Source organism: Arcticibacterium sp. (genome assembly GCF_055134445.1).
The window spans coordinates 111,855-135,646 of record NZ_JBSRVI010000166.1 but is presented as its reverse complement, the minus strand read 5'-3'; the positions used below and the strand labels follow the sequence as shown (position 1 = coordinate 135,646).

The following is a 23,792-nucleotide window of genomic DNA, read 5'->3' as shown; positions in this document are numbered from 1 at the left end:
CTTCTAATCTTTGTTTTTATAGACGTTTTTGTTAACTATTTCCATGAAGAAATCAGGATGTTCAACCTCATTCCAACCCACTTTATGATAAAGTTTGTGGGCGTCTTTAGTGGCCAGTAACCATCTTCTTAATCCCTTTAATTCTGGAATTTCCAAAATGCTTTCCATCATCCATCTGGCGTATCTTTTCCCTCTTTCAGATTCAAGTATAAATACGTCTGCTAAATATGCAAACGTTGTATAATCAGTTATTATTCTGCAGAATCCAATCTGCATCTCAGATTTGTATAATCCTAAAGAAAGACTGTTTTCTATCCCTTTTAAAACAGTTTTTTTAGGAATTTCTGACGACCAGTAGGATTTGCTTAGAAAGTCATGAATTAAATCAATATCAAGCAAGTCTTTTTGGCTACTTAACAATAAATCATTCTTCCTTTTTTCAAACTGTATCATGTTTTCGAAGAATAAAAGACTTAATCTGGGCGAGCGAAATACGGTTTTCATAGATGGCTTTACCAACGATGACTCCATACAGGTTTTGAGCTGCTAGTTTTTCAATGTCATCGAAATTTGCAACACCACCACTAGCAATTATAAGAGTCTCAGAAAATTGCTGTTTAAGGTTCTTGTATAGTTGGTAGGAAGGTCCTTCCAAAAGACCATCCTTATCTACATCTGTACTTATAATGTATTTCGCACCTAAAGAGATATAGCTTTTAACAAATTTATATATATCCATCTGTGTGTCTTCTTCCCAACCACTTATGGCTATTTTTTCGTTTTTAGCGTCAGCACCAAGAATAATCTTATCTCCTCCATAAGTTTCTAACCAAGAGCTAAACAAGTCGGGGTCTTTAACTGCAATGCTGCCTCCAGTAACTTGAGCTGCTCCATAATCAAAAACCATTTTTAGGTCAGCGTCTGACTGCACCCCGCCACCAAAATCAATGGTTAGCTTGGTATGAGTGGCTATTTGATCTAGAACTTTATAGTTAACAACTTTCTTTAGTTTAGCTCCGTCTAGGTCTACAAGATGCAAGCGGGTAATGCCATTGTCTTCAAATTCTTTGGCTACTTCTAAAGGATTCTCGTTATATATTTTTTTTGTGCCATAATCTCCTTTGGTCAGTCTGACACACTTGGCATCTATAATATCAATGGCAGGAATTATCTGAAACATTTATTTCTTTATGTTTAAAAAATTTCGAAAAATCTGCTCACCTACATCTCCACTTATTTCAGAGTGAAATTGACAGGCATAAAAGTTATCCTTTTGTAAAATGGCAGAGTAAGGCAAAATATAGTCAGTAGTAGCTACCGTATCTTTACATAAAGGAGCATAAAAAGAGTGATTGTAGTAAACATGTTTATGCTCTTCTATGCCAGAAAGCAATTCAGATTTAAAATCAAAAATATTATTCCAGCCGGTTTGGGGAATTTTATGATGCTCTTTTTTAGGGAACTTAATAATGTCTATTTCAAAAACTCCAAGACAGTTAGTGTCTCCTTCTTCTGAGTAGTTGCAGAGTAGTTGCATGCCCACGCATGTTCCTAAGAATGGTTGTTTAAGTGTAGGTATTAGTTTGTCTAATCCATTGTCAACTAAACTTTTCATAGCCGTTGACGCTTCGCCTACACCAGGAAAGATAATTCTTTCTGCTGAGGAAAGTTCTTCTGGGTTGTCTGTCAATCTGTAAGATACTCCTATTCTATCAAGGGCGTACATTACAGACATAACATTTCCAGCATTGTATTTAATGATACTTACTTCTGACATATTTTTTCTGAGATATTCAAAATTAGAGGAATCTATAGCAATAGACAATTAGACCAACGAGCTTCTTGGAATAATATAAAAAAAACTTCCTCTGACAAAATAAAACCCAACAAGCTGTCGGGTCTATTTGTTCGCTAAATTTGTCAGGAAAAAAATCTTTATAAACTATTAGTTAAATTCTAAATTAGACTACGAAAATAAGCGAATGAATTGAATATAGCAATGATTTCCCCTAAATAAGCGTATTAAAGCGGCTTTGATAGATATGAAAAATGGTTGTGGAATCACTGTTTTTCAGCTGGTAATGCCACTCAATAAGTTTTTACTATTATAAAAAAATAAAGTACTGAATTATACAGTACTTCATTATTCGTAACCCAAAAAGTAAAAATTGTCTTTAATGATTTTTTAAACGGAGATCTTTCTCTTCGTTTTCATTCTTATAGTAGAGCCTGCATTTAAACCGCTGGCAGATAAAAATCTCCTATATTGTTTTCTGAAATCCGCAGCCTTTCTTCTTGATATTTCTATGACTTCGTCTTTCAAGTATATTTCTCCTCCTCGACAGTTAAATCTTAAATCTTTTACATGATCAAAATTTACCATAAATGATCGGTGTGGTCTTACAAAGTTTACCACATTTTCTAATTCTTCTTCGAAAATTCTTAGCGTTTTACTACTAATTATTTCATTTCCATTTTTTAGCCTAAAAACCGTATAGTTTTTAGCACTTTGCAAATAGATAATGTCGTTAAGATTGACGATTTTTTTACGACCAGCCACTCTTATATGCATATCATTCTGTGATGATAAAGTACCTTTATCCTTAGTATTTAGAGGATTAGTACTTTTGCTTGTTGTCGGTGAAATTTTTTTTATTTGTAAGAGCCTATTCATTAGGTAGCAATTTATTTCCTGAACTTTTAATCTTCAAGTTTGTGAGACGTGTTTTTATAATACGTCTCCAATATATTGCGGAACATCGACTAAATCAAGGGTGATTCGATAACTGGTAGTGTCTGAACAATAAGTGGTGGACTTATTTGCCTTTTTGTTTTTTTAAGTACTAAGCCATTCCAGAAATTCGGCTTTTTTTCTTCGAGATACCGGTAGTTCTTTTCCCGAATCTGTAAGGATAAGCCCACCATCTCCTCTAATGTATTTCTTTATATATATTTTATTTATAAGATGGGAATGATGGATTCGAAAGAAGTTATACTCGCTTAATAATTCTTCAAAATACTTGATGCTTTTAGAAACTAAAACGGTTCTTTTGTCAACCAAAGAAACTATAGTGTAGTCCTGGGCTGCTTCGCAATGTATAATGTGACCTACCTGTACCAGTTCAAGACCGTTAGTTATAGGCAAAGGGATTTTATTGGTAAGGTCTTTAGGTGTTTTCATGTTGCTCAGTAAATTTTGAATTTGACTGGCACTGGAGATGGTATTAATTCTTTCAATGGCTTTTTTTACAGCCATCTGTAACTCTGTGATGTTTATAGGCTTTAAAAGATAGTCTAGTGCGTTAAATTTTATGGCTGTAATGGCGTATTGGTCAAAACCAGTTGTGAAAATGACTTCGAAATTGGTTTCGTTAAACATTTCTAGCATATCAAAGCCAGTATTATGAGGCATTTCTATATCTAGAAAAACTATTTGTGGATTGGTTTCAGAAATGAGTTTAAATCCTTCTTCTGCAGAATTGGCAGTGCCTAGAATCTTTAAATTATCTTCAAGGTAATTATCAATAATAGTTTTTAAGGTGTCTAAGCTCCTGTTTTCATCATCAATAAGTACGCAAGTGTGCATTATTCCATTGTTTTAGGAAATCTTATAGTAACTATTGTGCCGAGGTCTATATCTGTTAATCCATCTGGTATTTCTACGTCGTTTAATGAAAATTCAATATTCGTTTCATTAATTCTGTTGTAGGTTTCCAAACGCTCTTCTGTAATTTTTAGGCCTTGAGAAATATAGCCTTTTCTTGATGTCGTTTGTATTTCTTTGGATCTTTTTCTTCCCACGCCATCGTCTTTTATGGTACAGGTAATGATATTTTCAGACTCTTCAAAGCGTATTTCTAAGGTACCCTTTTTTTTCTTATATCTAAGTCCATGATTGATACTATTTTCTACAAAGGGCTGAAGCACCATGGTCGGTATTTCTATAAGTTTATCTAAATCGGGGTCTACATAAATATGATACTCGAAACTATTCTCGAATCTAAGTTTCTCCATTTCTATATAAAGTTGGAGAAGATGAAGCTCTTCAGAAATGGTTATATATTTGTTTCTAGAGGAGTCTAAAAACATCCTAATAAGAAGAGCAAATTTTGTCAAGTAGTCGTTGGCTAGAAAAGTGTTTTTTTTCATAATATAACTCTGAATAGAATTCAGTGCGTTAAATATGAAATGAGGATTCATTTGTAGCTGTAGTGTCCTTAATTCTAGTTCAATAATTCTTTTTTGCTGTTCCTGTTCTTCCTCTTCTTGACTCTTAATGGCTTTTTCTCGACTATATAAAATAGCAAAAACGCAAAAGAATCCTAAAGCCCAAAACCACCAAGTTCTGTACCACGGCTTGTCAACAATGATTTTAAGACTCATTTCCTTTTTAAGGATACCATCAGATAGTTTTGATATTTGAAATTCATATTTTCCAGGATAAAGGTTGAGAATGTTGACTTCAGATTCCTTGATGGCTTTCCATTCCGTGCTTTGGGCACTGACCACCTCCATATTAAAAAGACGATATTTCCAGTCTGAATTAAGGTTGTTATCCTGAAAAATAACTTTTAGGTTGTTGTGGTAATAATCGGTATTGAGGATAGAGTCCAGAAAAACTGCTTCTCCTGATATTTCTATTTTTGCAATATAAAAACTAGGAGGCTTCTTAGATTCCTGTGCGACCAATTTTACACAAGGCCATAAAAAGAAAATACTAAGAAGCCATTTAGTCATTTTAGTTTAGAGAAAGTTCTTCTTTAATGTCGTTGACTTTCTTTTTTAAGGACTCAAGCGTTTCATTATAAAGTTCTTTACGCTTTAGCTCTGTTCTTACGCCCACATAAAATTTAATTTTGGGCTCCGTTCCAGACGGCCTACAGGTAAATTTAGTGCCATCTTCTGTAAAGAATTGAAGTACATTAGAGCTCTCAATTCCAAGACCCGTTTGTATATTTTCAATTCCTTTGGTTACAAAATTAGTTCTGGTTAAAGCTTTATAATCATCCATCCTGATAACTGGAGAACCAGCTAATTCTTTCGGAGGATTAGTTCTAAAATCAGCCATCATTTGCTGGATTTCTTCAGCTCCAGATTTACCTTTTTTTGTAACGGAAATAAGACCTTCGTAGAAGAACCCGTATTGCAAATACATTTCTGAAAGGAAGTCAAATAAGCTGTTGCCATTGTGTTTGGCATAAGCTGTTAACTCTGCTATAATAGCACAAGAAGCTACCGCGTCTTTATCTCTTACTTTGTCTCCAATGAGATAACCATAGCTCTCTTCACCACCGCCTATGAACGTTTCCTTACCTTCAGTCTCTCTTATAACCTGAGCGATATACTTAAATCCGGTTAGGGTGTTATAGCATTTAACGCCAGACTTGGCAGCCATGGCATCAATTAGTTCCGTGGTCACTATGGTTTTAGCCACAAATTCATTTCCAGTCAGTTTTTTAGCTTTCTTCCATGCTTTTAGTAAGTAGTAAATAATTAAGCTAGCTGCCTGATTACCATTTAATAATTGCCATTCACCGCTAGGGTCTTTCACAGCCATTCCTACTCTATCAGCGTCTGGGTCAGTTGCCATAACCAAATCGGCATCTATTTCTTTCGCTTTTTTCAGGGATAGGCTCATGGCTTCTTGCTCCTCAGGGTTTGGATAAACTACTGTTGGAAAGTTACCATCAGGCTTTGCTTGTTCTTCCACAATGTGGACATTCTCAAAACCCAGTTGTTTCAATGCCGCTGGTACCATGGTAATTCCAGTGCCATGGATAGAAGAGAAAACAATTTTAAGGTCAGATTGTTTTCTGTTAATGCCAGGAGAGACGCTAATACTTTTTACGGCTTTAAGATATTTTTTGTCTAAGGCAGGTTTAATAATTTTAATGCGTTTTTTTACTCCTCGGAATTTAATTTTGCTAACGGTCGTGATGTTATTTACTTCTTCCACAATGCTCTTATCATGTGGAGCCACTACTTGAGAGCCATCATTCCAGTATACTTTATAACCGTTATACTCTCTTGGGTTATGAGAAGCCGTAATCACCAATCCTGCTTGGCAGCCTAGCTCCCGCACAGTGAAAGACAGCTGCGGCGTAGGTCTTAGTTCTGGAAAGAGATATGCCGTGATGCCGTTTGCAGAAAATATGTCGGCGGCTATTTGAGCAAACTCAGGCGAAAAGTTTCTACTGTCAAAAGCAATCGCGGCTTTAATATCACCTTCAGGATAGCATTGGTTGAGGTAATTTGCTAATCCTTGAGTGGCAGCACCTACAGTATATTTATTCATCCTGTTTGATCCTACGCCAATTTCGCCTCGCATTCCACCTGTTCCAAATTCTAAATTCTTATAAAAAGAATCTGTCAGTTGATTGATGTTTTTCTCTTCAATCCATTTTTGAATAGTGGCCTTAGTTTCGTCGTCATACTTTCCTTTCAGCCACTTTTTGATGTTTTTTTCTGCGGTTTTGTCTAAACTTAGTTCTTCGAGCATTTCTAATTGGCGTTTTAATGAAAATAATGAACAAGATATACAAGGGTTTTTGCTATTACAAAACATTTAGAATTTATTGAGAGCATTGATATTAATTAGCGTAGTTTTGCGGCAGTTTTTGGTGCTTTTGAATCCAAAGTTCAAGACGCTTAATAGGGAATCATGTTCAATGCATGAGCTGTTACCGCAACTGTAAGGAGTCAATACTTGAGACCACTATCCACTGATACCAAAATGGCGTATTGGGAAGGAAAAATCAAGTGACCCCGAGCCAGGAGACCTGCCTGAAATTATTCTTTTCAATACTGCTACGGTAGATAGCTGTTGATGAGCGGAAGTCAATTTTTTATTTCAATCGATAGATTGAGCAAAACTTTTATCAATGTTTAAATTCTTAAAGAAAAGCGTACTTATCGTATGCTTAATTTCTAGCTCTGTGATGGCACAGGAAACGCTGGAACAAATCACTGTGACTACTACAAAGTTGCCGCAGAAAACCTCCCAATTGACCAAGTCAATGGTCATAATAAACGATTCTCTCATAAAAGCTCATGCTGGCTGGTCTGTTTCAGATTTACTACAAAAACAAGTGGGACTAAATGTAGTAGGTGCAGGCCAAACGCTCGGAAGTATTCAGAGTATCTTTTTAAGAGGGGCCAGTTCAGGTAAAACACTTATTCTAATGGATGGAGCACCGCTTTATGACCCTTCATCTACAGAAGGAAACTTTGATCTAAACCTTATCAATCTTCAAAATATTGAAAGGATAGAAATTTTAAAGGGCGGACAGTCCACACTTTATGGGTCAGATGCTGTGGCTGGTGTCATAAATTTCATATCCAAAAAACAATCTACAGAGAAAGTATCTCTTTATGGTAAACTTAGTTATAGTAGTTTCAATACCCTAGACTTGGGGGTAGGAGCTAGAGGAGAGTTGGCTGGCATTGGATACAATATCGGCCTTACTAAAATAAAAAGCGACGGTTTTTCTTCAGCTAATTCGGATTCGCCAGATCCCGAAAATGATGGTTTTGACAAAACTAATTTTGACGCTCAGCTGTCTAAAAAGTTTGGAGATTTTAATATTAGAGCCTTTGCTAGACAAACAAATTACACGGCCGATTTAGATGCAGGAGCCTTTGTAGATGATAAGGATTATGTTTTTGATTCAAAAAACTTTCAATTAGGAACTGGAGCAGACTGGATTAAAGAGAAATTTCAAGTTCATTTAAATATCAACGCTTCTAATGTTAAACGAGAGTTTGAAGATGACTCCACAGATGTTCCTGCCTCCGCTTTTGCTAAATACTCTTTTTCCACTTACGAAAGTAAATCTTCCTTTTTTGATCTGTATTCTCAGTTATTTCCATCTGACAATATTAAGGTATTGCTAGGAATAGACTACCGAGCCCAAAGTATTGCTCAGACTTACTATTCTGTAAGTTCTTATGGGCCGTTTGAGGACGTCCCTTTATTACATGACGACGCTAGCATTAATAATTTCAGTGCTTATTCAGCGGTGGAACTTGCGGCAAACGATAAACTTGGTATTGAGATTGGTGGAAGACTAAACATTCACTCGGAGTATAAAAGCAATTTTTCATACTCACTGAATCCATTTTATAGGCCTAATGAAGTAATGACTGTCTATGGAGTTTTAGCTACAAGTTATAAAAATCCAACACTTTATCAGCTTTACTCACCATACGGAAATTTAGATTTAAAGCCAGAAACTTCAAGAAATTTGGAGATAGGTTTAAAAGTCAATAATACCAGCACAGGATCGTCTGCACAGTTGGCTTGGTTTGATCGAAAGAACAAAAATAAGGTCACCTATTTAAGTCTACAGGAACCACCTTATGGTCAATATAACAACATTGACGAGCAGCAAACGAGTGGTTTGGAAGTGTCTATTGGTCAGAAAATAAGTATAGTGAATATTACGGGCAACTATACCTATTTAGATGGTTATAACAGCATGTTATCCAAAGAAGAGCAAAAGTATAATTTGAACAGGATTCCGAAACACGCCATAAATTTAGGTGCAGGTGTAGCGGTAACTAAGAAATTGACTCTTGGGGTAGATTATCAGTTTATAGGAGAAAGAACTGATGGGTTCTTTGATTCTGAGCTTTATCAAACAGTGGATGTTACGCTAGATTCTTATTCTTTAATTGATATTAACGCTAGATACCAGTTTACAAAAAAATGGAGTGTTTTTGCATCTGCAACAAACGTTTTTAATAAAAAGTATACGGAGATATATGGTTACAATTCCAGACCTGCTGCTTTTAGGTTTGGGGTAAATTATAACTAAAACCTATTCACCGTCATATTTATAGTTTGAAAGGCTGGGGATATTTGTAAAAAAATAACAGCGTTATGATTTCACAAAGTTTTTATTCAGACCAGCTTTCTTTCTATAAAACGGGTGTTCAAAAAAAGGAAGTACTCCACGAGTATTTTGAAAAATCGGATATCATAGCCCAGATGGAGGGCTTTTCCATAAAAGAATTGCTCAGTTTCTTGAAAGTTTCTCATCAATATTATTTGAAGAAGAAATTGCCGGAAATTGAGCAATCTCTACTTCATATCACTTCTAGATATAGCGAATCTCATGTTGTATTATCCAGTCTAGCCTACTTTTTTAGTGGGTATAAAAATAAGCTCGTTAAACACATGAGGATGGAAGATGACATACTCTTTCCTTATATAGAGGAGCTGATAGAACCAGAAAATTCGGAAGAAAAAATTAAACAAGTATTAGCTAAAAATACGCTTCAGCATTTTGAAGAAAATCATGATGCCATTGAAGATGAACTTTCAGAGGTGAATGAGATCCTTTTTAAACATTCAAGCCAAAGCGAATTACCGATGCCGTTCCGTATTTTTCTAAATCAAATATCTCAGTTTGAAACTGAACTAAAGAAGCACGCCATCATTGAAGATGAAGTCTTGCTTCCAAAGGTTTTTGATTTACAGAGAAAGCTTAGTACCGCATTATAGAAACAGTGGTACTGTCAGAAATTGGGGCTTTTAAATCTAATTTTAAAACATTATTAGCAATCTCCTTGCCAGTGCTAGCACCATTTTTAACAGACATTCTATAATGTATACCCGCATATACAGGTGACACTTCTGCTTCTTTTGCGTAGTTGGTAAAGTTTTTATAGGCTCTTTTTAAGGCTTTATTGTGCTGAGAAGTAATTTCAAAAGTATACACTTCGCCAAATTCGTTCGCAAGAATAGTAGCCACGGCCGATACTACGGCGGCCTGTTCTGAGGTATAGTCTGGGACCGCATTCTCTATTTGCCTAGCGACCCAATGTGGATCTATCGCCTGATTAATATAGGTTACAGGTCTCATAAGATTATTGCTGAACTTACTTTTCCAAGAACTGATGTATGATTCGTGCATGGCAAATGTAACCTTAAGGTATAATTTGAGAGCTTGGTCCAGTTTGTAGTTCTCTTTTGTAATAAGATTCGACACCAAGGCCAGCTGGTTACCAGCCTGCGTTACAGAGCTTGGAGGCATTTCCCAGAAATTCATTATTTCTTTTTGAGCATCATTTAAGTTTGAAGACGTTAAATAAACTTCATAAGCTTCATCAAAAAAGGTAGAATGTTCTTTAAAAGAAAAGGGTTCTGGTGCGGCGGCTTTGAGTGATTTATTGGCCGAAGTAAAGGTTTTCACTTCTCCCCATTTGGGTAATAGCGGTCTCGTTTTCTCACCTGTAGGTTTCCAAGATGCCGCCGAATTAAAAACAGAATTACTTAAAGGATAATTATTATCGTATGCTTTATGGCCGCCGTCTTTTTGAGATAGCGTCCAAATGACTTGAGCCACCTCTGCTCCATATCTGATAGATCTTTCTACGGCATCGCTTCCTACACCGACTTTATAGATTTGCTCATATTTCTTTTTAAGCGTATCCATTTTTGTTTTATAAACATCACTGGTGGTTCCGTAAAGGTTTTTCATCAATGTATGTTGAGAGGAATTAATGGCAAGTGGCCAGTTGTATTCCAGACTTTTATCTATTTCTGGTAAGTTGTCCAAGCCCTCAATGCTTGCCTTTAAGCTCTGGTTTGTTGGCATGCCAGATACGGCGGTTTCGTATGCCGCTAGGGCTAAATATGCCATGGACCTGGCGGCTACAGGACCTTCGTAGCCTGGAGTCGCTTTAATAAGTTCTAATTGTAAACCTGCGTAATCGTTTAAGATTCCTGCTGTATATTTAGAAACCGCTGTGGATAGTTCTTCCTGTGTAGGGTTTACTTCGTCTGTGCCTTTGCTACAGGAGATTGTAAGCACTGCTGTCAGCCCTATGATAAGGATTGATAATATTTTAGTCATTAGACTACCGTTTTAATTCACCTATAATAATTCAATAACCTTGCCAAATTGAGCTAAAGCTGACTTCAATTGGTGCTATACGAATAACTTTATAGATTTGATATGGTCTAAATAGTTTTGGAAGCATTAATTTTGGGTATGATTCCTCAGGAGACTATACAGCAGATTCTTCAAGCCACAGATGTGGTGGATGTCGTTGGAGATTTCGTTTCGTTAAAGAAACGTGGTGCCAATATGATAGCATGCTGTCCTTTTCATAATGAGAAAACCCCTTCTTTTTCTGTATCTGCTACAAAACAGATTTATAAGTGTTTTGGATGTGGTAAAGGAGGTGACGCAGTCCGTTTTATAATGGACTTAGAAGGGCTTAGTTATCCAGAAGCTTTAAAGTGGTTGGCGAAAAGATATGGTATTGAAATTCAGGAAAAAGAATATACTGATGAAGACCTTTTAGCTCAAAACGAGCGAGATAGTCTTTTTATAGTTTCTGAGTTCGCCCAGAAATATTATGTGGATCAATTAAGCGCTTCTGAAGGAAAAAGCATAGGATACAGTTATTTTAAGGAGCGTGGATATAATGACGCCACCATTGCCAAATTTAATCTGGGCTACAGTTTAGAAGCTTGGGATGGTTTTACAAATCATGCGATAAAGCATGGATTTACACTTTCTATTTTAGAAAAGGCTGGTCTTACCATTGTTAGAGAAGATAAAGACCCCATAGATAGGTTTAGAGGACGTGTAATTTTTCCTATTAATAATGTAGCAGGCAAGCCGATAGCTTTTGGGGCTAGAATCTTAAAAGTTAATCCCAAGTCTCCTAAATACCTCAATTCTCCAGAGACTGATATCTATCATAAAAGCCGAATAGTATATGGTATTTATACGGCAAAGAATAGCATTCGACAGGAGGATAACTGTTATTTGGTGGAGGGTTATACAGATGTCGTTTCCTTGAATCAGGCGGGTATTGAGAATGTGGTAGCTTCTTCTGGTACATCTCTTACCAAAGAGCAAATTCAGCTGATTAGGAGGTTTAGTAATAATATTACCGTACTTTATGATGGAGATGCTGCTGGAATAAACGCTTCTTTAAGAGGGACAGACCTCATTTTAGAGGAAGATATGAATGTAAGGGTTGTGGTTTTCCCAGATGGAGAAGATCCCGATAGCTTTGTTCAAAAAGTCGGCTACGAGGAATTTAAGAAATATGTAGAGACAACATCTAAAGACTTTATCAGGTTTAAGACAGAATTAAGTCTAGATAAAGTAGGGAATGACCCCGTTCTTAAGGCAGGTTTAATAAGCGATTTGGTAGGTACTATCACCAAGATTCCTGATGCCATAAAAAGGGCAGTTTTTTATCAGGAGGTGGCTGCATTACTTCAGATTGACGAAGAAATTCTTATTACGGAAGGAAATAAAATCGGCAGGAAAAGGAGTAATGACGCTCAGAAAAGTAGGAATAACAGCCTTCCGCCTCCAATTGATGAGAACGATTTTCCTCCTCCAGATTTTTTCATGGGCTCTCCAGACGAGTCCCCATCTACCGCTGTTGCCGAGCAAGCCAATATACTCACCGCTATTTCTTTTAAAGAAGAGTTATTTGTTAAAGATTTGGTATGTCATGGTACAGAGGTGATTGAAAAGGATTTAGAATCGGGCGAGGAGGTTTGTTTGGCAGATTACGTGCTGCATGAGATTGGTGATACTAAGTTTCAGTCTGCCAAACTCAATAAAATATTAGAATTATATAGAGCGGAATATGATGCTGGAAGACTTCCATCGACGTCTTTTTTTACCTCTCATCCCGACGAGCAGATACAGCAACAAGTCGTAAACTGGCTCTCTCCCTTATACGAATTAAGTGAGAGCTGGCAAAAGTTCGAGATTTTTGTGCCACCCTATGTAGAACGTCTTGATGAACTCAGCTATAAGAATATTCTGAGAATTAAAAAGGAACGTTTTGAGGGTGAGTACATGGCCATCACAGAGAAAATGATAAATTCAGATGATGCCGATGAACAGGAGTCTCTTATTTTGGATGCTATGAAAGTGAAAAAGCTGGTTCAAAAACTTGCTGACCAGCTCGGCTCCGTTATTTAGAATCTAAATATTTTTTCACGTTTTTATGAAACTGATTAATGATCATTTCGTGAAGAAATGGGTAAAGCTTTTCATCCCTAAACTTTGAGTCGCTTTTATAGTGCGTATTATGCGTCACACGTGTTTTGTTTTCAGATATCTTTTCAAACTTTATGATCTGCGAGCCCGATGATTTTCCGCCATCTACATAACACAGTTTTACGGTTTTATTCTCATGGGAAACTTTACTCACGTAATGGGTGACAGCAAGTTTAAATAATCCAAATACTAATCTTATTACAATAAAAATCAGTTGATTATCTTTCATGCCAGAATACTTATCATCGGCATAAGATACTTTTCTGGGGTCATTGTCGTAGGCGAAAGAGAAGGTGAGATTGCTTCCGCACCAAGATTTGTTTGGAGGAATACTAAGGTATCCATTCCATGTTTTTTCTAGATCGTAATCCAGTTCATAAGCTTTTGAGTGTAAATAAAAGTCTTTGTCGATTCCTTCAAAGTAGCATTTAGAATTGACGCAATCCAGATCTCCAAAAGTATTTAAATTGTATTTATCCAGATAGCTCAATGTCTGCTCAGAATGAATACGATTTTTGTCAATCAGAGAAAGGGCACTTGTTTTACTTTTGGCTAAAAGATCATTCATAGAAAACGAGATTGTATAGGGTCGATTAATTGAAAAAGCAATATGCTTTAAAAAAATTAAAAAAACCAAACCTGAAGCTTGATATTAGATAACGATTAATTCTCATATTCCGTTTTCTTGATAAATAATGCGTTATAAAATTATGAGAATATTGAAAGCGTGAAGGCAGTAAATTATATTGCGAAAATTAATGAATGACGCAGCAAAAGGTATGGATAATGTGTCAATAAAAAATCTAACAAATCTAGAACCAGATAATAATGAAAATTAAAAAAGTAGTGCTCTTTGTCATGTGCTTCTTTGTATTTTTTGCGGCTGACGCCCAAAGGAAAAAGAAAAAAGAGCAAGCCGCTCAAGCCCTTTCCGATAGCTTATCAAAAGCAAAGGAGCCTGAAAAGAAAAAAGAAGAGAAAAAGGGTCCCAAAAAATTCTCAGACTTTATTGATAGCACAGCCATTAGCCAAGTAGGTCTTTTTAACGTTCATTTGAAAGATGACAAGTGGTATTTTGAGGTTGCTGATACCTTGTTGGGTAGAGAAATTATGACCGTTTCTAGATATTCTCAAACGGCAGCAGGAGGGTCCATTTATGGAGGAGAATTGGTCAATAGGCAGGTAGTAAAATTTGAAAAAGGGCCTAAAGACCAACTTTTTCTTAAGTCTATTTCATATATCATCATGAGTCCAGATAGCACTAAGCCTATCGCCACAGCGGTGCGAAATTCAAGTGCCGACCCTATCATTGCAGCTTTTGAAATTAAGGCGATAAAGAATGATACTTTAACGGGTTTTAAATCCTATGTGATTGACATGACATCTACTTTTGATGGGGACGAGCAGATTTTTTCTTTGGGCTCTGTTGATAAGCAAAGATTAAATATTACCAGCATTAAAAAGGATAGATCTTTCATTAAGAGCATTAAAACGTATCCTATTAATACGGAAATTAGAACGGTTAAAACTTTTGGCGTTTCGCCAGAACGTGTTGAATTAAGGCCAACACCTTCTGTTGGTAGTTATTTGCCCGCTTCTAAAGATGCCGGGGTGGTGACCATGGAGTTTAACACTTCATTTTTGGTGCTACCAAAGACACCTATGAGAAAGCGACTTTTTGACGCAAGGGTAGGATATTTTGCTAATCAATACGGAGTTTTTAAAGAAGAGTCCCAAAAGTCTGATGCCGATGTTTTTGCGGTGAGGTGGAGGTTAGAGCCCAAAAATGCAGAAGATGCTGAAAGACAGAAGAACGGAGAATTGATAGAACCAGCTAAGCCCATTTTGTATTATGTAGACCCTGCGACCCCTGTAAAATGGAAGTCGTATATCAAAGCTGGAATTGATGACTGGAATGTGGCTTTTGAAGAGGCGGGCTGGAAGAATGCAATTAGCGGGGAATATTGGCCAGAAGAAGATACTACCATGAGTTTGGAAGATGCTCGTTTTTCGGTGGTCAGATACTTTGCTTCACCTATTTCAAATGCCTATGGACCAAATGTTCATGACCCTCGAAGTGGCGAGATATTAGAAAGCCATATTGGCTGGTATCATAACGTCATGAGGTTACTCAGAAATTGGTACTTTGTTCAGACCGCAGCAGTAGACCCTAGGGCGAGAGAAATGGAGTTTGATGATGATTTAATGGGAGAATTAATTCGCTTCGTTTCTTCTCACGAGGTAGGCCATACTTTGGGTTTGAGACATAACATGGGAGCTTCTTCTGCTACACCAGTAGAAAAGCTAAGAGATGACGAGTGGTTAGCTCAAAATGGTCACACCTCTTCTATAATGGATTATGCTAGATTTAATTATGTAGCCCAGCCAGAAGATAGCGTTACGCATTTGTTTGCTGGAATAGGTGTTTATGACAAATGGGCTATTAAGTGGGGTTATAGTTACTTTGTAGATGCTGCTGATGAAGAGCAAGAAAAGTTACTGTTAAATGAATGGACGAAGGAGGCTAATAAAACACCTAGATTAAGGTTTGGTACAGAAATTAGTCCTTATGACCCTAGATATCAAACAGAAGATTTGGGAGATAATGCCATGCTGGCCTCTTCTTATGGAATTAAAAACATGAAGAGAATCGTGCCGAATTTAGAAAACTGGAGCAAAAAGGACGCTGAATCATACAAAGAATTAAGAGAATTACATGTGCAAGTAACCACTCAGTTTAAAAGATATATGGGGCATGTCACCAAGAATATTGGCGGAGTTTATGATTCACCAAAAACTTACGATATGGAAGGTGAGCAATTTACTGTGGTACCAAAAAGTACACAAAAAGAAGCTGTAAGTTTTCTTAACGAGCAGTTGTTTAAAACACCAAACTGGTTATACCCATCAGGAATTTATAGCAAAACCAAAGTAGAAACAGGTGTGGAAGCGATAAAGAGTTTACAGTCGGCTACTTTAGGTCAAGTGTTGGAGGGGGAAAGGCTTGCCAGAATATTAGAATATAGTGCATTGTCTACCAACAACTATTCAGTGGATGAACTACTAACGGATTTAGAAACTGGCATTTTAGGCGAGCTGAAATTGGCAAGTAAGGCAGATCAATACAGAAGAAATTTACATAAAGTATATGTTACAGAGTTAATAGGTCTTTTGGAGCCAGGTAAAGCTGTAATGAGATCTATTCCGGTAGGGGTGACTTATGGTTTTGAAAGTCAAACAGTGAACTTGAACGAAACAGACCTTCCTTCAATTGCTAGAGGGCATTTAGTTGCAATAAAAAGTAAACTTATTGTTGCTCAAAGGGTTAGTGATAAATTGTCCGCTTTTCATTACAAAGATTTGTTAGAAAGAGTGGAGTTAGCTTTAGACCCAAAATAGCTTATTTCGGGATTTTATAGGAATCTGTCGTTAATTTTAACGACAGATTTTTTTTGATATATGTTTATCAGGGGCACGATTTTTGCTTAGTTTAGCGTTAAAGTCTTACATTTAAAAACGCACTGTTGAATCGCTTACTTATCGTCGGATTAATGCTCTTGACTATTTCGTCTTTTGCCCAAAGTGGTAATTGGCAGGTGGACAAATTGGGTCAGGATTATGCGAAATTATCCTACCAGAGAGTTATTACGGACGCTAAAACCATTTTAAAAAGAGATAATTCTTTGACAGATGCTCAAAGAAAAGAGGTGCTAAGTAAGCTTTCGTATTCGCTTTATAATATCAATGATTACAAGCAAGCGGAAGAATATTTTCAGAGTTTGGCAAGTTTGGCACAAGATAATACAAAGGAAGACAATGACATTCTTTTGAAATATGCAAAAGTTTTAGCAGGGAATGGAAAACATGCTCAGTCTTCCAAGGTTTGGAGCAAGTACGGTGAGCAAAATCCTAAAGATTTAAGAGCAGGTGATTTTACCGCACTACAGTCAAATACTGAACCGCTCATAAGGAATGCAGCAAGTTATGAAACATATCTACTTCCAATAAATACCAATCATGCAGATTTTAGCCCTACAAGATATGCCGGTGGGCTTGTTTTTGTTTCAGGTAGAGGGAAAAACACCCCCATTAAGCGTGTATTTGCTTGGGATAATTCGTCTTTCCTTGATTTGTTTTATTTGGATGACGAAAGTCAACTAAATTCCAGTTCCTCTGCAGGTTTAAGCTCTAGTCCAACGGCTTCAATAGCAGAACCTGATTTAAGAGCTGATTATTTTACTACGCAAACGGCCAACGATGGTCCAACTTTAGGTTTGAAAAGTGCTTTAGGTTTTTTAACAAAACCTAAGCTAGAGTCGGATAGGATGAATGGTGCAATAAACTCAAGTTATCATGACGGACCTTGTCAATTTTATAATAATGGGGAAAGCGTCATTTTTACAAGAAATGGCATTAGAAATTTAGATTATGTTTCAGAAGATGGTGTCAATAGGATTCATCTTTATATGGCTAAAAAGATAGGGGATCAGTGGGGGAATTTAGAAGGCTTTCCGTATAACGACGGCAATTATTCTACTGGACATCCAGCGTTTATGCCAGACGAAAATATTTTGTTTTTTGCATCAGATATGCCCGGCGGTTTTGGTGGGGTAGATATTTATTTTTCTAAATTTCATAATGGCGAGTGGTTGGAGCCACAAAATGCTGGCATAACCGTTAATACGGAGGGAAATGAAATGTTTCCTTATATTGATGAACAAAACAATCTTTACTTCTCTTCAGATGGTCATCCGGGTCTTGGCGGCTTAGATATTTTTACGGTTTCTTTGAATAGTGAGGGAATTCCAATATCTGGAATGCATAATTTAGGGGCACCTTTAAATTCGGCTGCAGACGATTTCGGTATACTTACAGACTCCGATTTGAAAAAAGGTTATTTTAGTAGTAATAGAAAGCGTGGCGGAGGCGATGATGACATTTACAGTTTTACCAGAATAGGAGAAAAGTTTGGTTGTAAGGATGTCTTGGTAACCGTTAAAAATGACAATAATGGGAAAACAATCGCAGGTCTAGATTTCGTCTATTATGAGTCTTTGAGTCCTAATGAAAAGAAGAAAGCAAAGACAGATAACTACGGTAATGTTAAATTATGTCTAAATGCGGAGTCTAATTATTACTTCGAGTTTTCCGATAAAGATTTTAAAAGTCCCAAAGTACATTTTCACACCAAAGGGATTTCGGACTTTAGAGAAACACCTTTTGAAATTATCTTAAGTGAAAGGATAGAGCCGATTAAACCTAATATTCTTCAGCCGCAAGTTATGGCTCGTCAGAGAGACTTGAGTGACGAAAGGAGATATAGGGGTATTGTTTTCTTGGGAGATGTAACACAACCATTGGCTGGGATTAGAGTGCGGTTTATTAATAAATGCACAGATGAAACAATCGAACTATTGACTGCGAAAAACGGTCAGTATGATTTTATAAGAGACCCAAGCTGTGACTATGAATTTACAGCAATAAAAGCGGGCTATGCCACTAATTATGAATTTGTACCAAGCACTTTAAAAGCCGGTGTTAAGTCTGATGCAGTAGCTATTGGTAGTAAAGTCGCTGTGAAATCAAAAAAAGAATCGGAGTCATTCTTTGACCCAAAGGTTTTTAAGGTTGGCGATTTTGTGAAGTTGGATAATATTTATTATGAAACCAAAGACTATGAACTTGCTTCTAATTCTAAAAATGATTTAGACCAATTGGTTTTAGTGATGAGGGCTTATCCAGCCATGGTAATTGAGGTTTTCTCACATACAGATTCAAGAGGAGAAGCTGGTGCCAATCTCATTTTATCCCAGAAAAGAGCAGACGCAGTTAAAGGATACCTTACAGGTAGAGGAGTAGACTCTTCTAGGATAAAAGCCGTTGGGATGGGAGAGGAGTCGCCTATAAATAAATGTGGCGACGGTATTCAGTGCACAGAGGCCGAATACCGACGCAATAGAAGAACAGAGTTTAAGATTTTACAGATTGAAAGGATTTAAAAAGGTAAGTCGTCTTCATCGCTTCCATTTGGTATTTGCTCAGGAGAAGGTTCTGAAGAGCTTTGAGACGTTTGATTGCCATAATTACTTGAGGAGTTGCTTCCAGAACTGCTTTCGCCCCCAGGTCTCCCGCCTAGCATCTGCATATTATTAGCTCTTATTCTCACGCCCGTTTTTTCTTGGCCATTCTGGTCTGTCCATTTTTCGGTTCTTATTTTTCCTTCTATATATAAGGGGTCACCTTTTTTTACATACTGCTCCACCACACTGGCTAAACCTTCCCAGATTTCTATTCTATGCCATTCGGTTTGACTTTGTTTTTGGCCAGTTCTGTCAGTATAAGTCTCTGTGGTGGCTAGCGAAAAGTTAGCCACTTTGGAGCCACTTGGTAGCGTTCTTATTTCTGGATCACCACCTACATTGCCTATTAATATTACCTTGTTTAATCCCGCCATGGTGTTTATTTACTTCAGTTATTGATAATTGATAAAGATACATCACTCTATAGTAATGTCCAATATATACTTTTCTATCAATTTATGCTTGGGCAATTGTTCAATATCCTCAAGTTTATAGAAAAAAGAACGGAGTTCTTGTGGAATATTTTTTAGTTCAATGGGCCAGAAAAAGGTATGTATCCTTTGGTGAGTTAAGATTTGTTTACTGAAAATGGGTGTTCCAATACTCATTGTAGTGGACATCCACTCAGGGAATAATGACTTTAAATCATCAATTACTTCTGTTTTATTCTCTGTTTCAATGAGATAAAATTCATATAACCCTTTCCAAATATCCTGCTTTTCACGCTTTTCCAAGAAATATTTACCTTCATTTTTGAGTACGAGATAGTTGAAAAATCTATTTTTAATTGAAGTCTTTTTTAGTTTTACTGGGTAAGCTTTCTGGCTTTTTGCCTTAAAAGATCCACAATGAATTTGTACTGGGCAAACCTCACATGAAGGGTTTTTAGGCGAGCAAACAGTGGCTCCTAATTCCATCATTCCTTGATTAAAATCAGCAGGATTGTCATGGTCAATTAAACTTTGAGCAAGCTCTGAAAATTCTCTTATGCCATTTGATGAGTTGACAGGAGTATGAATTTCGTATATCCTTGATAGTACTCTGTAGACATTTCCGTCAACGACGGCTTTAGCTTCTCCGTATGAAATAGAGGAGATTGCCGCCGCCGTGTAGGCTCCAACTCCTTTGAGTTTTAACAAATCTTTATAGCTTTTTGGGAACACTCCTTGGCACTCTTCCACTACAAATTTTGCCGCAGAATGTAGGTTCCTAGCCCTAGAATAATAGCCCAAACCTTGCCAAGTTCTAAGCACCTCAGATTCTTCTGCTTCTGCCAATTCGTTTACCGTTTCAAACTTGGTAATGAATGTCAAGTAATAAGGTAAACCTTGATCAACTCTTGTCTGTTGTAAAATAATCTCTGAAAGCCAGATTTTATAAGGATCGTTGGTATTTCGCCATGGTAAGTCCCTTTTATTTAATTGATACCATTTGATAATTTGTTTCGAAAGCATGATGAAGTTTAATAAAATTTACTTAAATGTAGCCCCCATGGTAACTGTCTTGTAGTAAATTAACTAGGTTAAAATATTTGTATTAATTTGTGTGTGTAAAATCAATTAGGCTATCTTTGCAAACCCATTAAAGTATTTAAGATGCTAAAGCATCTTAATAATCTCTTAAGTATAACTAAAATAATTTAATAAAGTGACTAAAGCAGAAGCAATAGCAGCAATATCTGACAAGACTGGCATCGATAAAGCCAGCGTTTCTACAACATTAGAAGCCTTTTTTGTAACCGTAAAAGACACCTTAGGTAGTGGTGAAGCTCTTTATGTAAGAGGGTTTGGAAGTTTTGTAAATAAGAAAAGAGCCGCTAAAAAGGCCAGAAACATCTCAAAGAAAACTACAGTTACTGTACCTGAGCACCATATCCCTAGTTTTAAACCTGCTAAGGAATTTGTTGATATGATTAAGGAAAATATTAAGTAACATTAAATGTCTGGCGGATTGAAACCTATAAGTCACTTTGGGATTGTTTTATTAGTAGGAGTTTTACTCTCTTTAGGGTTATATTTCTTGCCAAAAACGGTTGTTAAAAACGAAGTTGCTACGGATGGAAACTCCGCCAGCTCTACTTCTCCAGAAGGGAAGGGAAGTGACCACGCAGTTCTTAATGCAGAGCAAGAACAAAAACTTAAGACTATAAAAGCCTCAAATTTGTCAGGGGAAGAAATGAATCAATCTTTGGTTGATTTTTTTAGCGAGCAAAATGTTTTTGATAGTGCAGGTTATTATACGGGTATAATAGCAGAAGCTACTAATTCTGAAGAAAGCTGGCTAAAAGCTGGTGATTATTACTATCAAGCTTATTCATTAAGTTTAAATCCTGTTAAAAGGGAAGAATTGGCTGAGAAAACCAGATCGGTTTATCAGAAAGTTTTGACGCTTAATCCAAATCAGTTGCAAGCCAAGACAAATATGGCGATGACCTATAGTACATCTAGCTCTCCTATGCAGGCGGTGCTTTTGTTAAGACAAGTTTTGGATCAAGAGCCAAGATTTGTTCCTGCCTTAATGAGCCTAGGGGCACTTTCTATGCAGTCTGGTCAATATGATAAAGCGGTTTCGAGATTTCAACAAGTTTTGGGTATAGCTCCAGGGAATTTAAACGCCCAATTGGGACTTGCTTACAGCTGGATAGAAGTAGGAGAGAAAGAGAAAGCAAAAGCTCTTTTATTAGACTTGTCAAAACAAAATGTTGGTGATGTTCTGCAAAATGAAATCAACAACACTTTGAAAAGTTTAAACTAATTTTTACTTTTGCGGTTCGATAATAACTAGCCTTTTCCCATAAGGTGTTATTTCAAAGAAATTATTTTAAAATCAACCCAGTGGGATTGGGTGTTTAGCTTATAAAATATGCCTTGCGGAAAGAAAAGAAAAAGACATAAAATGTCTACTCACAAAAGAAAGAAGCGTTTAAGAAAAAATAGACACAAGAAGAAATAATCTTCTTTTGCTACCATATATTTAATTCTTCTAAATAAATTAGCAGTTAGCAGAGGAGCTATTTTTTATATAGATCTGATCTGTTTACTGCTTTTTTATTTAAATTACATTATGATTTTATCACCCTTAATTCTAACTCAAATTTGAGCAACGAATTATTTATAAGTTCCACGCAAAAAGGTGAGCGAATAGCTCTTTTGCAGGATAAACGTCTTATTGAATATCACTTTGACAATGCAGAAAGCCATTTTGCTGTTGGGGATATATATTTAGGGACGGTCAAAAAAGTAGTTTCGGGCTTAAATGCCGCTTTCATAGATATTGGTTATGAGAAAGATGCTTTCTTGCATTATCATGATCTCAGCCCCAATATTAAATCCTTAAACGCCTACACTAAAGGTATTCTTAATAAGAAGCCATTTAGTCCTAGGTTAAAAGGTTTTAAACTACAGCCTCAGATAGATAAATTAGGAAAAATTTCGGATGTCTTAACCAAAGGGCAACCTATTTTGGTTCAGGTGGTTAAGGAACCGATTTCTTCTAAAGGACCTAGATTATCATGCGATATCTCCATTGCTGGAAGATATGTGGTTTTGGTGCCCTTCGCTAATGCAGTTAATATTTCCAAGAAAATTACCAGTAAACAAGAAAGACAAAGACTTCACAAGTTATTGTATTCTGTTAAGCCGGATAATTTTGGAGTTATAGTAAGAACTGTTGCAGAAAATAAGGATATACAAGAGCTACAGCGTGATTTAGAAGAGTGCGTAGAGAAATGGGAAGCAGGTATAGCAGCTCTAAAAGGAGCTAAAGCTAGAGACAGGATAGTAACCGAAATGGACAGAGCAGCATCTCTTTTAAGAGATATGCTTAATGATGATTTTGACAATATTGTAGTTGACGATAGTGGCAATTACGACAAAATCAGTTCATTTTTGCAAAATATTGCACCTGAAAAGGCCAAGATATTAAAGCTGCATAATGGCAAAACCAAGCTTTATGAGCACTACGGTATTGAAAAACAGTTGAAATCTTGTTTTGGTAAATCTGTTAGTTTGCCTAGCGGTGGCTATTTGATTATTGAGCATACAGAGGCTTTACACGTTATTGATGTAAATAGCGGTAATAAATCTACCAAAGAGGAAGACCAAGAAGCTACTGCAATAAATGTTAATACAGAAGCAGCCAAAGAAATAGCTCGCCAGCTACGTCTTAGAGACATGGGTGGTATAGTGGTGGTTGATTTCATTGACATGAAAAAGGCACAGAACAGACGTGAGATTAACGACGTTCTGAAAGCTGAAATGAAAGGAGATAGGTCTAAGTATACTATTTTGCCTATTACAAAATTTGGATTAGCTCAGATTACGCGTCAGAGAGTAAGGCCAGAGATGAATATCATTACCAAAGAAAAGTGCCCTACATGTAGTGGTACAGGTAATATTCAGGCTAGTATTGCTGTAACAGATACCATACAGAATCATTTAGAGCATCTTATGGAAAAGCAGAATGAACCTGGTCTTAGTATTATTTTACATCCATTTATATATGCATATTATAGAGAGGGATTCCTATCTAGGCAAATGAAATGGTTTATAAAATATAAGAAATGGATTAAGCTTACTAAAGATTCATCTTTAGGAGTTACAGATTTTCACTTTATTAATTCACACGGAGAAGAAATAGAATTAGCTTAAGAAGTTAATTAAAGAAATTT

General features: G+C 36.5%; 19 protein-coding genes and 1 riboswitch. Of the genes, 8 read left to right on the top strand and 11 right to left on the bottom strand.

Features of this window, described 5'->3' with window-relative positions; translation table 11 throughout:
* Positions 1–3 precede the first annotated feature (3 nt).
* The 7 genes from ACTBZY_RS22245 to ACTBZY_RS22215 form a co-directional block, all read right to left on the bottom strand.
* Positions 4–453 (bottom strand): GNAT family N-acetyltransferase, encoded by a 450-nt coding sequence (locus tag ACTBZY_RS22245; RefSeq protein ID WP_463048593.1) that lies wholly within the window; start codon positions 451–453, stop codon positions 4–6.
* Entirely contained in the window at positions 440–1,180 is a 741-nt protein-coding gene (gene hisA / locus ACTBZY_RS22240; protein WP_463048592.1) for a 1-(5-phosphoribosyl)-5-[(5-phosphoribosylamino)methylideneamino]imidazole-4-carboxamide isomerase, read from the bottom strand. The genes ACTBZY_RS22245 and hisA overlap by 14 nt, the downstream gene beginning before the upstream one ends.
* Entirely contained in the window at positions 1,181–1,777 is a 597-nt protein-coding gene (gene hisH, locus ACTBZY_RS22235; RefSeq protein WP_463048591.1) for an imidazole glycerol phosphate synthase subunit HisH, read from the bottom strand.
* Between the two features lie 408 nt (positions 1,778–2,185).
* The gene (locus tag ACTBZY_RS22230; protein WP_463048590.1) at positions 2,186–2,674 is read right to left on the bottom strand and encodes a LytR/AlgR family response regulator transcription factor; all 489 of its coding nucleotides are present in this window, start codon (positions 2,672–2,674) and stop codon (positions 2,186–2,188) included.
* 162 nt (positions 2,675–2,836) lie between these two features.
* Positions 2,837–3,586, bottom strand: a complete 750-nt coding sequence (locus ACTBZY_RS22225) for a LytR/AlgR family response regulator transcription factor (RefSeq protein WP_463048589.1) — start codon at positions 3,584–3,586, stop codon at positions 2,837–2,839.
* Positions 3,586–4,737, bottom strand: coding sequence for a sensor histidine kinase (locus ACTBZY_RS22220; RefSeq protein WP_463048588.1), 1,152 nt, complete (start codon positions 4,735–4,737; stop codon positions 3,586–3,588). Before ACTBZY_RS22220 ends, ACTBZY_RS22225 begins: the two co-directional genes overlap by 1 nt.
* Before the next feature lies 1 nt (position 4,738).
* Positions 4,739–6,499, bottom strand: coding sequence for a phospho-sugar mutase (locus ACTBZY_RS22215; protein WP_463048587.1), 1,761 nt, complete (start codon positions 6,497–6,499; stop codon positions 4,739–4,741).
* A 102-nt stretch (positions 6,500–6,601) separates the two neighbouring features.
* A riboswitch (cobalamin riboswitch) is annotated at positions 6,602–6,801 on the top strand.
* Positions 6,802–6,881: 80 nt separating this feature from the next.
* Here ACTBZY_RS22215 and ACTBZY_RS22210 point away from each other — a divergent pair.
* Positions 6,882–8,816, top strand: a complete 1,935-nt coding sequence (locus tag ACTBZY_RS22210; RefSeq protein WP_463048586.1) for a TonB-dependent receptor plug domain-containing protein — start codon at positions 6,882–6,884, stop codon at positions 8,814–8,816.
* 65 nt (positions 8,817–8,881) lie between these two features.
* Complete coding sequence (locus tag ACTBZY_RS22205; protein WP_463048585.1) at positions 8,882–9,505, top strand: hemerythrin domain-containing protein; 624 nt, start codon at positions 8,882–8,884, stop codon at positions 9,503–9,505.
* Here ACTBZY_RS22205 and ACTBZY_RS22200 read toward each other — a convergent pair.
* Complete coding sequence (locus tag ACTBZY_RS22200; RefSeq protein WP_463048584.1) at positions 9,489–10,859, bottom strand: phosphatase PAP2 family protein; 1,371 nt, start codon at positions 10,857–10,859, stop codon at positions 9,489–9,491. The genes ACTBZY_RS22205 and ACTBZY_RS22200 overlap by 17 nt on opposite strands.
* Before the next feature lie 117 nt (positions 10,860–10,976).
* Between ACTBZY_RS22200 and dnaG the strand changes: the two genes are divergently transcribed.
* Positions 10,977–12,965 (top strand): DNA primase, encoded by a 1,989-nt coding sequence (gene dnaG, locus ACTBZY_RS22195; RefSeq protein ID WP_463048583.1) that lies wholly within the window; start codon positions 10,977–10,979, stop codon positions 12,963–12,965.
* Here dnaG and ACTBZY_RS22190 read toward each other — a convergent pair.
* Entirely contained in the window at positions 12,958–13,611 is a 654-nt protein-coding gene (locus ACTBZY_RS22190) for a hypothetical protein (protein WP_463048582.1), read from the bottom strand. The two genes, dnaG and ACTBZY_RS22190, sit on opposite strands and share 8 nt — an antisense overlap.
* A gap of 260 nt (positions 13,612–13,871) precedes the next feature.
* Here ACTBZY_RS22190 and ACTBZY_RS22185 point away from each other — a divergent pair, with 260 nt between their 5' ends.
* Positions 13,872–16,442 (top strand): zinc-dependent metalloprotease, encoded by a 2,571-nt coding sequence (locus ACTBZY_RS22185; protein WP_463048581.1) that lies wholly within the window; start codon positions 13,872–13,874, stop codon positions 16,440–16,442.
* Between the two features lie 125 nt (positions 16,443–16,567).
* Positions 16,568–19,042 carry an OmpA family protein gene (locus ACTBZY_RS22180; protein ID WP_463048580.1) on the top strand — a complete coding sequence of 825 codons (2,475 nt, stop codon included), beginning with the start codon at positions 16,568–16,570 and terminating at the stop codon, positions 19,040–19,042.
* Here ACTBZY_RS22180 and ACTBZY_RS22175 read toward each other — a convergent pair.
* Complete coding sequence (locus ACTBZY_RS22175) at positions 19,039–19,497, bottom strand: single-stranded DNA-binding protein (RefSeq protein WP_463048579.1); 459 nt, start codon at positions 19,495–19,497, stop codon at positions 19,039–19,041. The genes ACTBZY_RS22180 and ACTBZY_RS22175 overlap by 4 nt on opposite strands.
* A gap of 42 nt (positions 19,498–19,539) precedes the next feature.
* Positions 19,540–20,577, bottom strand: a complete 1,038-nt coding sequence (mutY, locus tag ACTBZY_RS22170) for an A/G-specific adenine glycosylase (protein WP_463048578.1) — start codon at positions 20,575–20,577, stop codon at positions 19,540–19,542.
* Between the two features lie 193 nt (positions 20,578–20,770).
* On the opposite strand from mutY, the gene ACTBZY_RS22165 reads away from it, so the two are divergent.
* The 3 genes from ACTBZY_RS22165 (at position 20,771) to ACTBZY_RS22155 (ending at position 23,772) form a co-directional block, all read left to right on the top strand.
* The gene (locus tag ACTBZY_RS22165) at positions 20,771–21,055 is read left to right on the top strand and encodes an HU family DNA-binding protein (RefSeq protein ID WP_463048577.1); all 285 of its coding nucleotides are present in this window, start codon (positions 20,771–20,773) and stop codon (positions 21,053–21,055) included.
* 6 nt (positions 21,056–21,061) lie between these two features.
* Complete coding sequence (locus ACTBZY_RS22160) at positions 21,062–21,877, top strand: tetratricopeptide repeat protein (RefSeq protein ID WP_463048576.1); 816 nt, start codon at positions 21,062–21,064, stop codon at positions 21,875–21,877.
* Between the two features lie 341 nt (positions 21,878–22,218).
* Positions 22,219–23,772, top strand: a complete 1,554-nt coding sequence (locus ACTBZY_RS22155; RefSeq protein ID WP_463048575.1) for an Rne/Rng family ribonuclease — start codon at positions 22,219–22,221, stop codon at positions 23,770–23,772.
* The last annotated feature ends 20 nt before the right edge of the window (positions 23,773–23,792 follow it).

Bases quoted from the DNA above. Each gene is read 5' to 3' on its own strand.
- ACTBZY_RS22160 (WP_463048576.1), top strand. From the start codon at position 21,062: ATGTCTGGCGGATTGAAACCTATAAGTCACTTTGGGATTGTTTTATTA.
- ACTBZY_RS22210 (WP_463048586.1), top strand. From the start codon at position 6,882: ATGTTTAAATTCTTAAAGAAAAGCGTACTTATCGTATGCTTAATTTCT.
- ACTBZY_RS22220 (WP_463048588.1), bottom strand. From the start codon at position 4,737: ATGACTAAATGGCTTCTTAGTATTTTCTTTTTATGGCCTTGTGTAAAA.
- ACTBZY_RS22225 (WP_463048589.1), bottom strand. From the start codon at position 3,586: ATGCACACTTGCGTACTTATTGATGATGAAAACAGGAGCTTAGACACC.
- ACTBZY_RS22230 (WP_463048590.1), bottom strand. From the start codon at position 2,674: ATGAATAGGCTCTTACAAATAAAAAAAATTTCACCGACAACAAGCAAA.
- hisH (WP_463048591.1), bottom strand. From the start codon at position 1,777: ATGTCAGAAGTAAGTATCATTAAATACAATGCTGGAAATGTTATGTCT.
- ACTBZY_RS22215 (WP_463048587.1), bottom strand. From the start codon at position 6,499: ATGCTCGAAGAACTAAGTTTAGACAAAACCGCAGAAAAAAACATCAAA.
- ACTBZY_RS22175 (WP_463048579.1), bottom strand. From the start codon at position 19,497: ATGGCGGGATTAAACAAGGTAATATTAATAGGCAATGTAGGTGGTGAT.
- ACTBZY_RS22190 (WP_463048582.1), bottom strand. From the start codon at position 13,611: ATGAATGATCTTTTAGCCAAAAGTAAAACAAGTGCCCTTTCTCTGATT.
- mutY (WP_463048578.1), bottom strand. From the start codon at position 20,577: ATGCTTTCGAAACAAATTATCAAATGGTATCAATTAAATAAAAGGGAC.
- ACTBZY_RS22245 (WP_463048593.1), bottom strand. From the start codon at position 453: ATGATACAGTTTGAAAAAAGGAAGAATGATTTATTGTTAAGTAGCCAA.
- ACTBZY_RS22185 (WP_463048581.1), top strand. From the start codon at position 13,872: ATGAAAATTAAAAAAGTAGTGCTCTTTGTCATGTGCTTCTTTGTATTT.
- ACTBZY_RS22200 (WP_463048584.1), bottom strand. From the start codon at position 10,859: ATGACTAAAATATTATCAATCCTTATCATAGGGCTGACAGCAGTGCTT.
- hisA (WP_463048592.1), bottom strand. From the start codon at position 1,180: ATGTTTCAGATAATTCCTGCCATTGATATTATAGATGCCAAGTGTGTC.
- ACTBZY_RS22205 (WP_463048585.1), top strand. From the start codon at position 8,882: ATGATTTCACAAAGTTTTTATTCAGACCAGCTTTCTTTCTATAAAACG.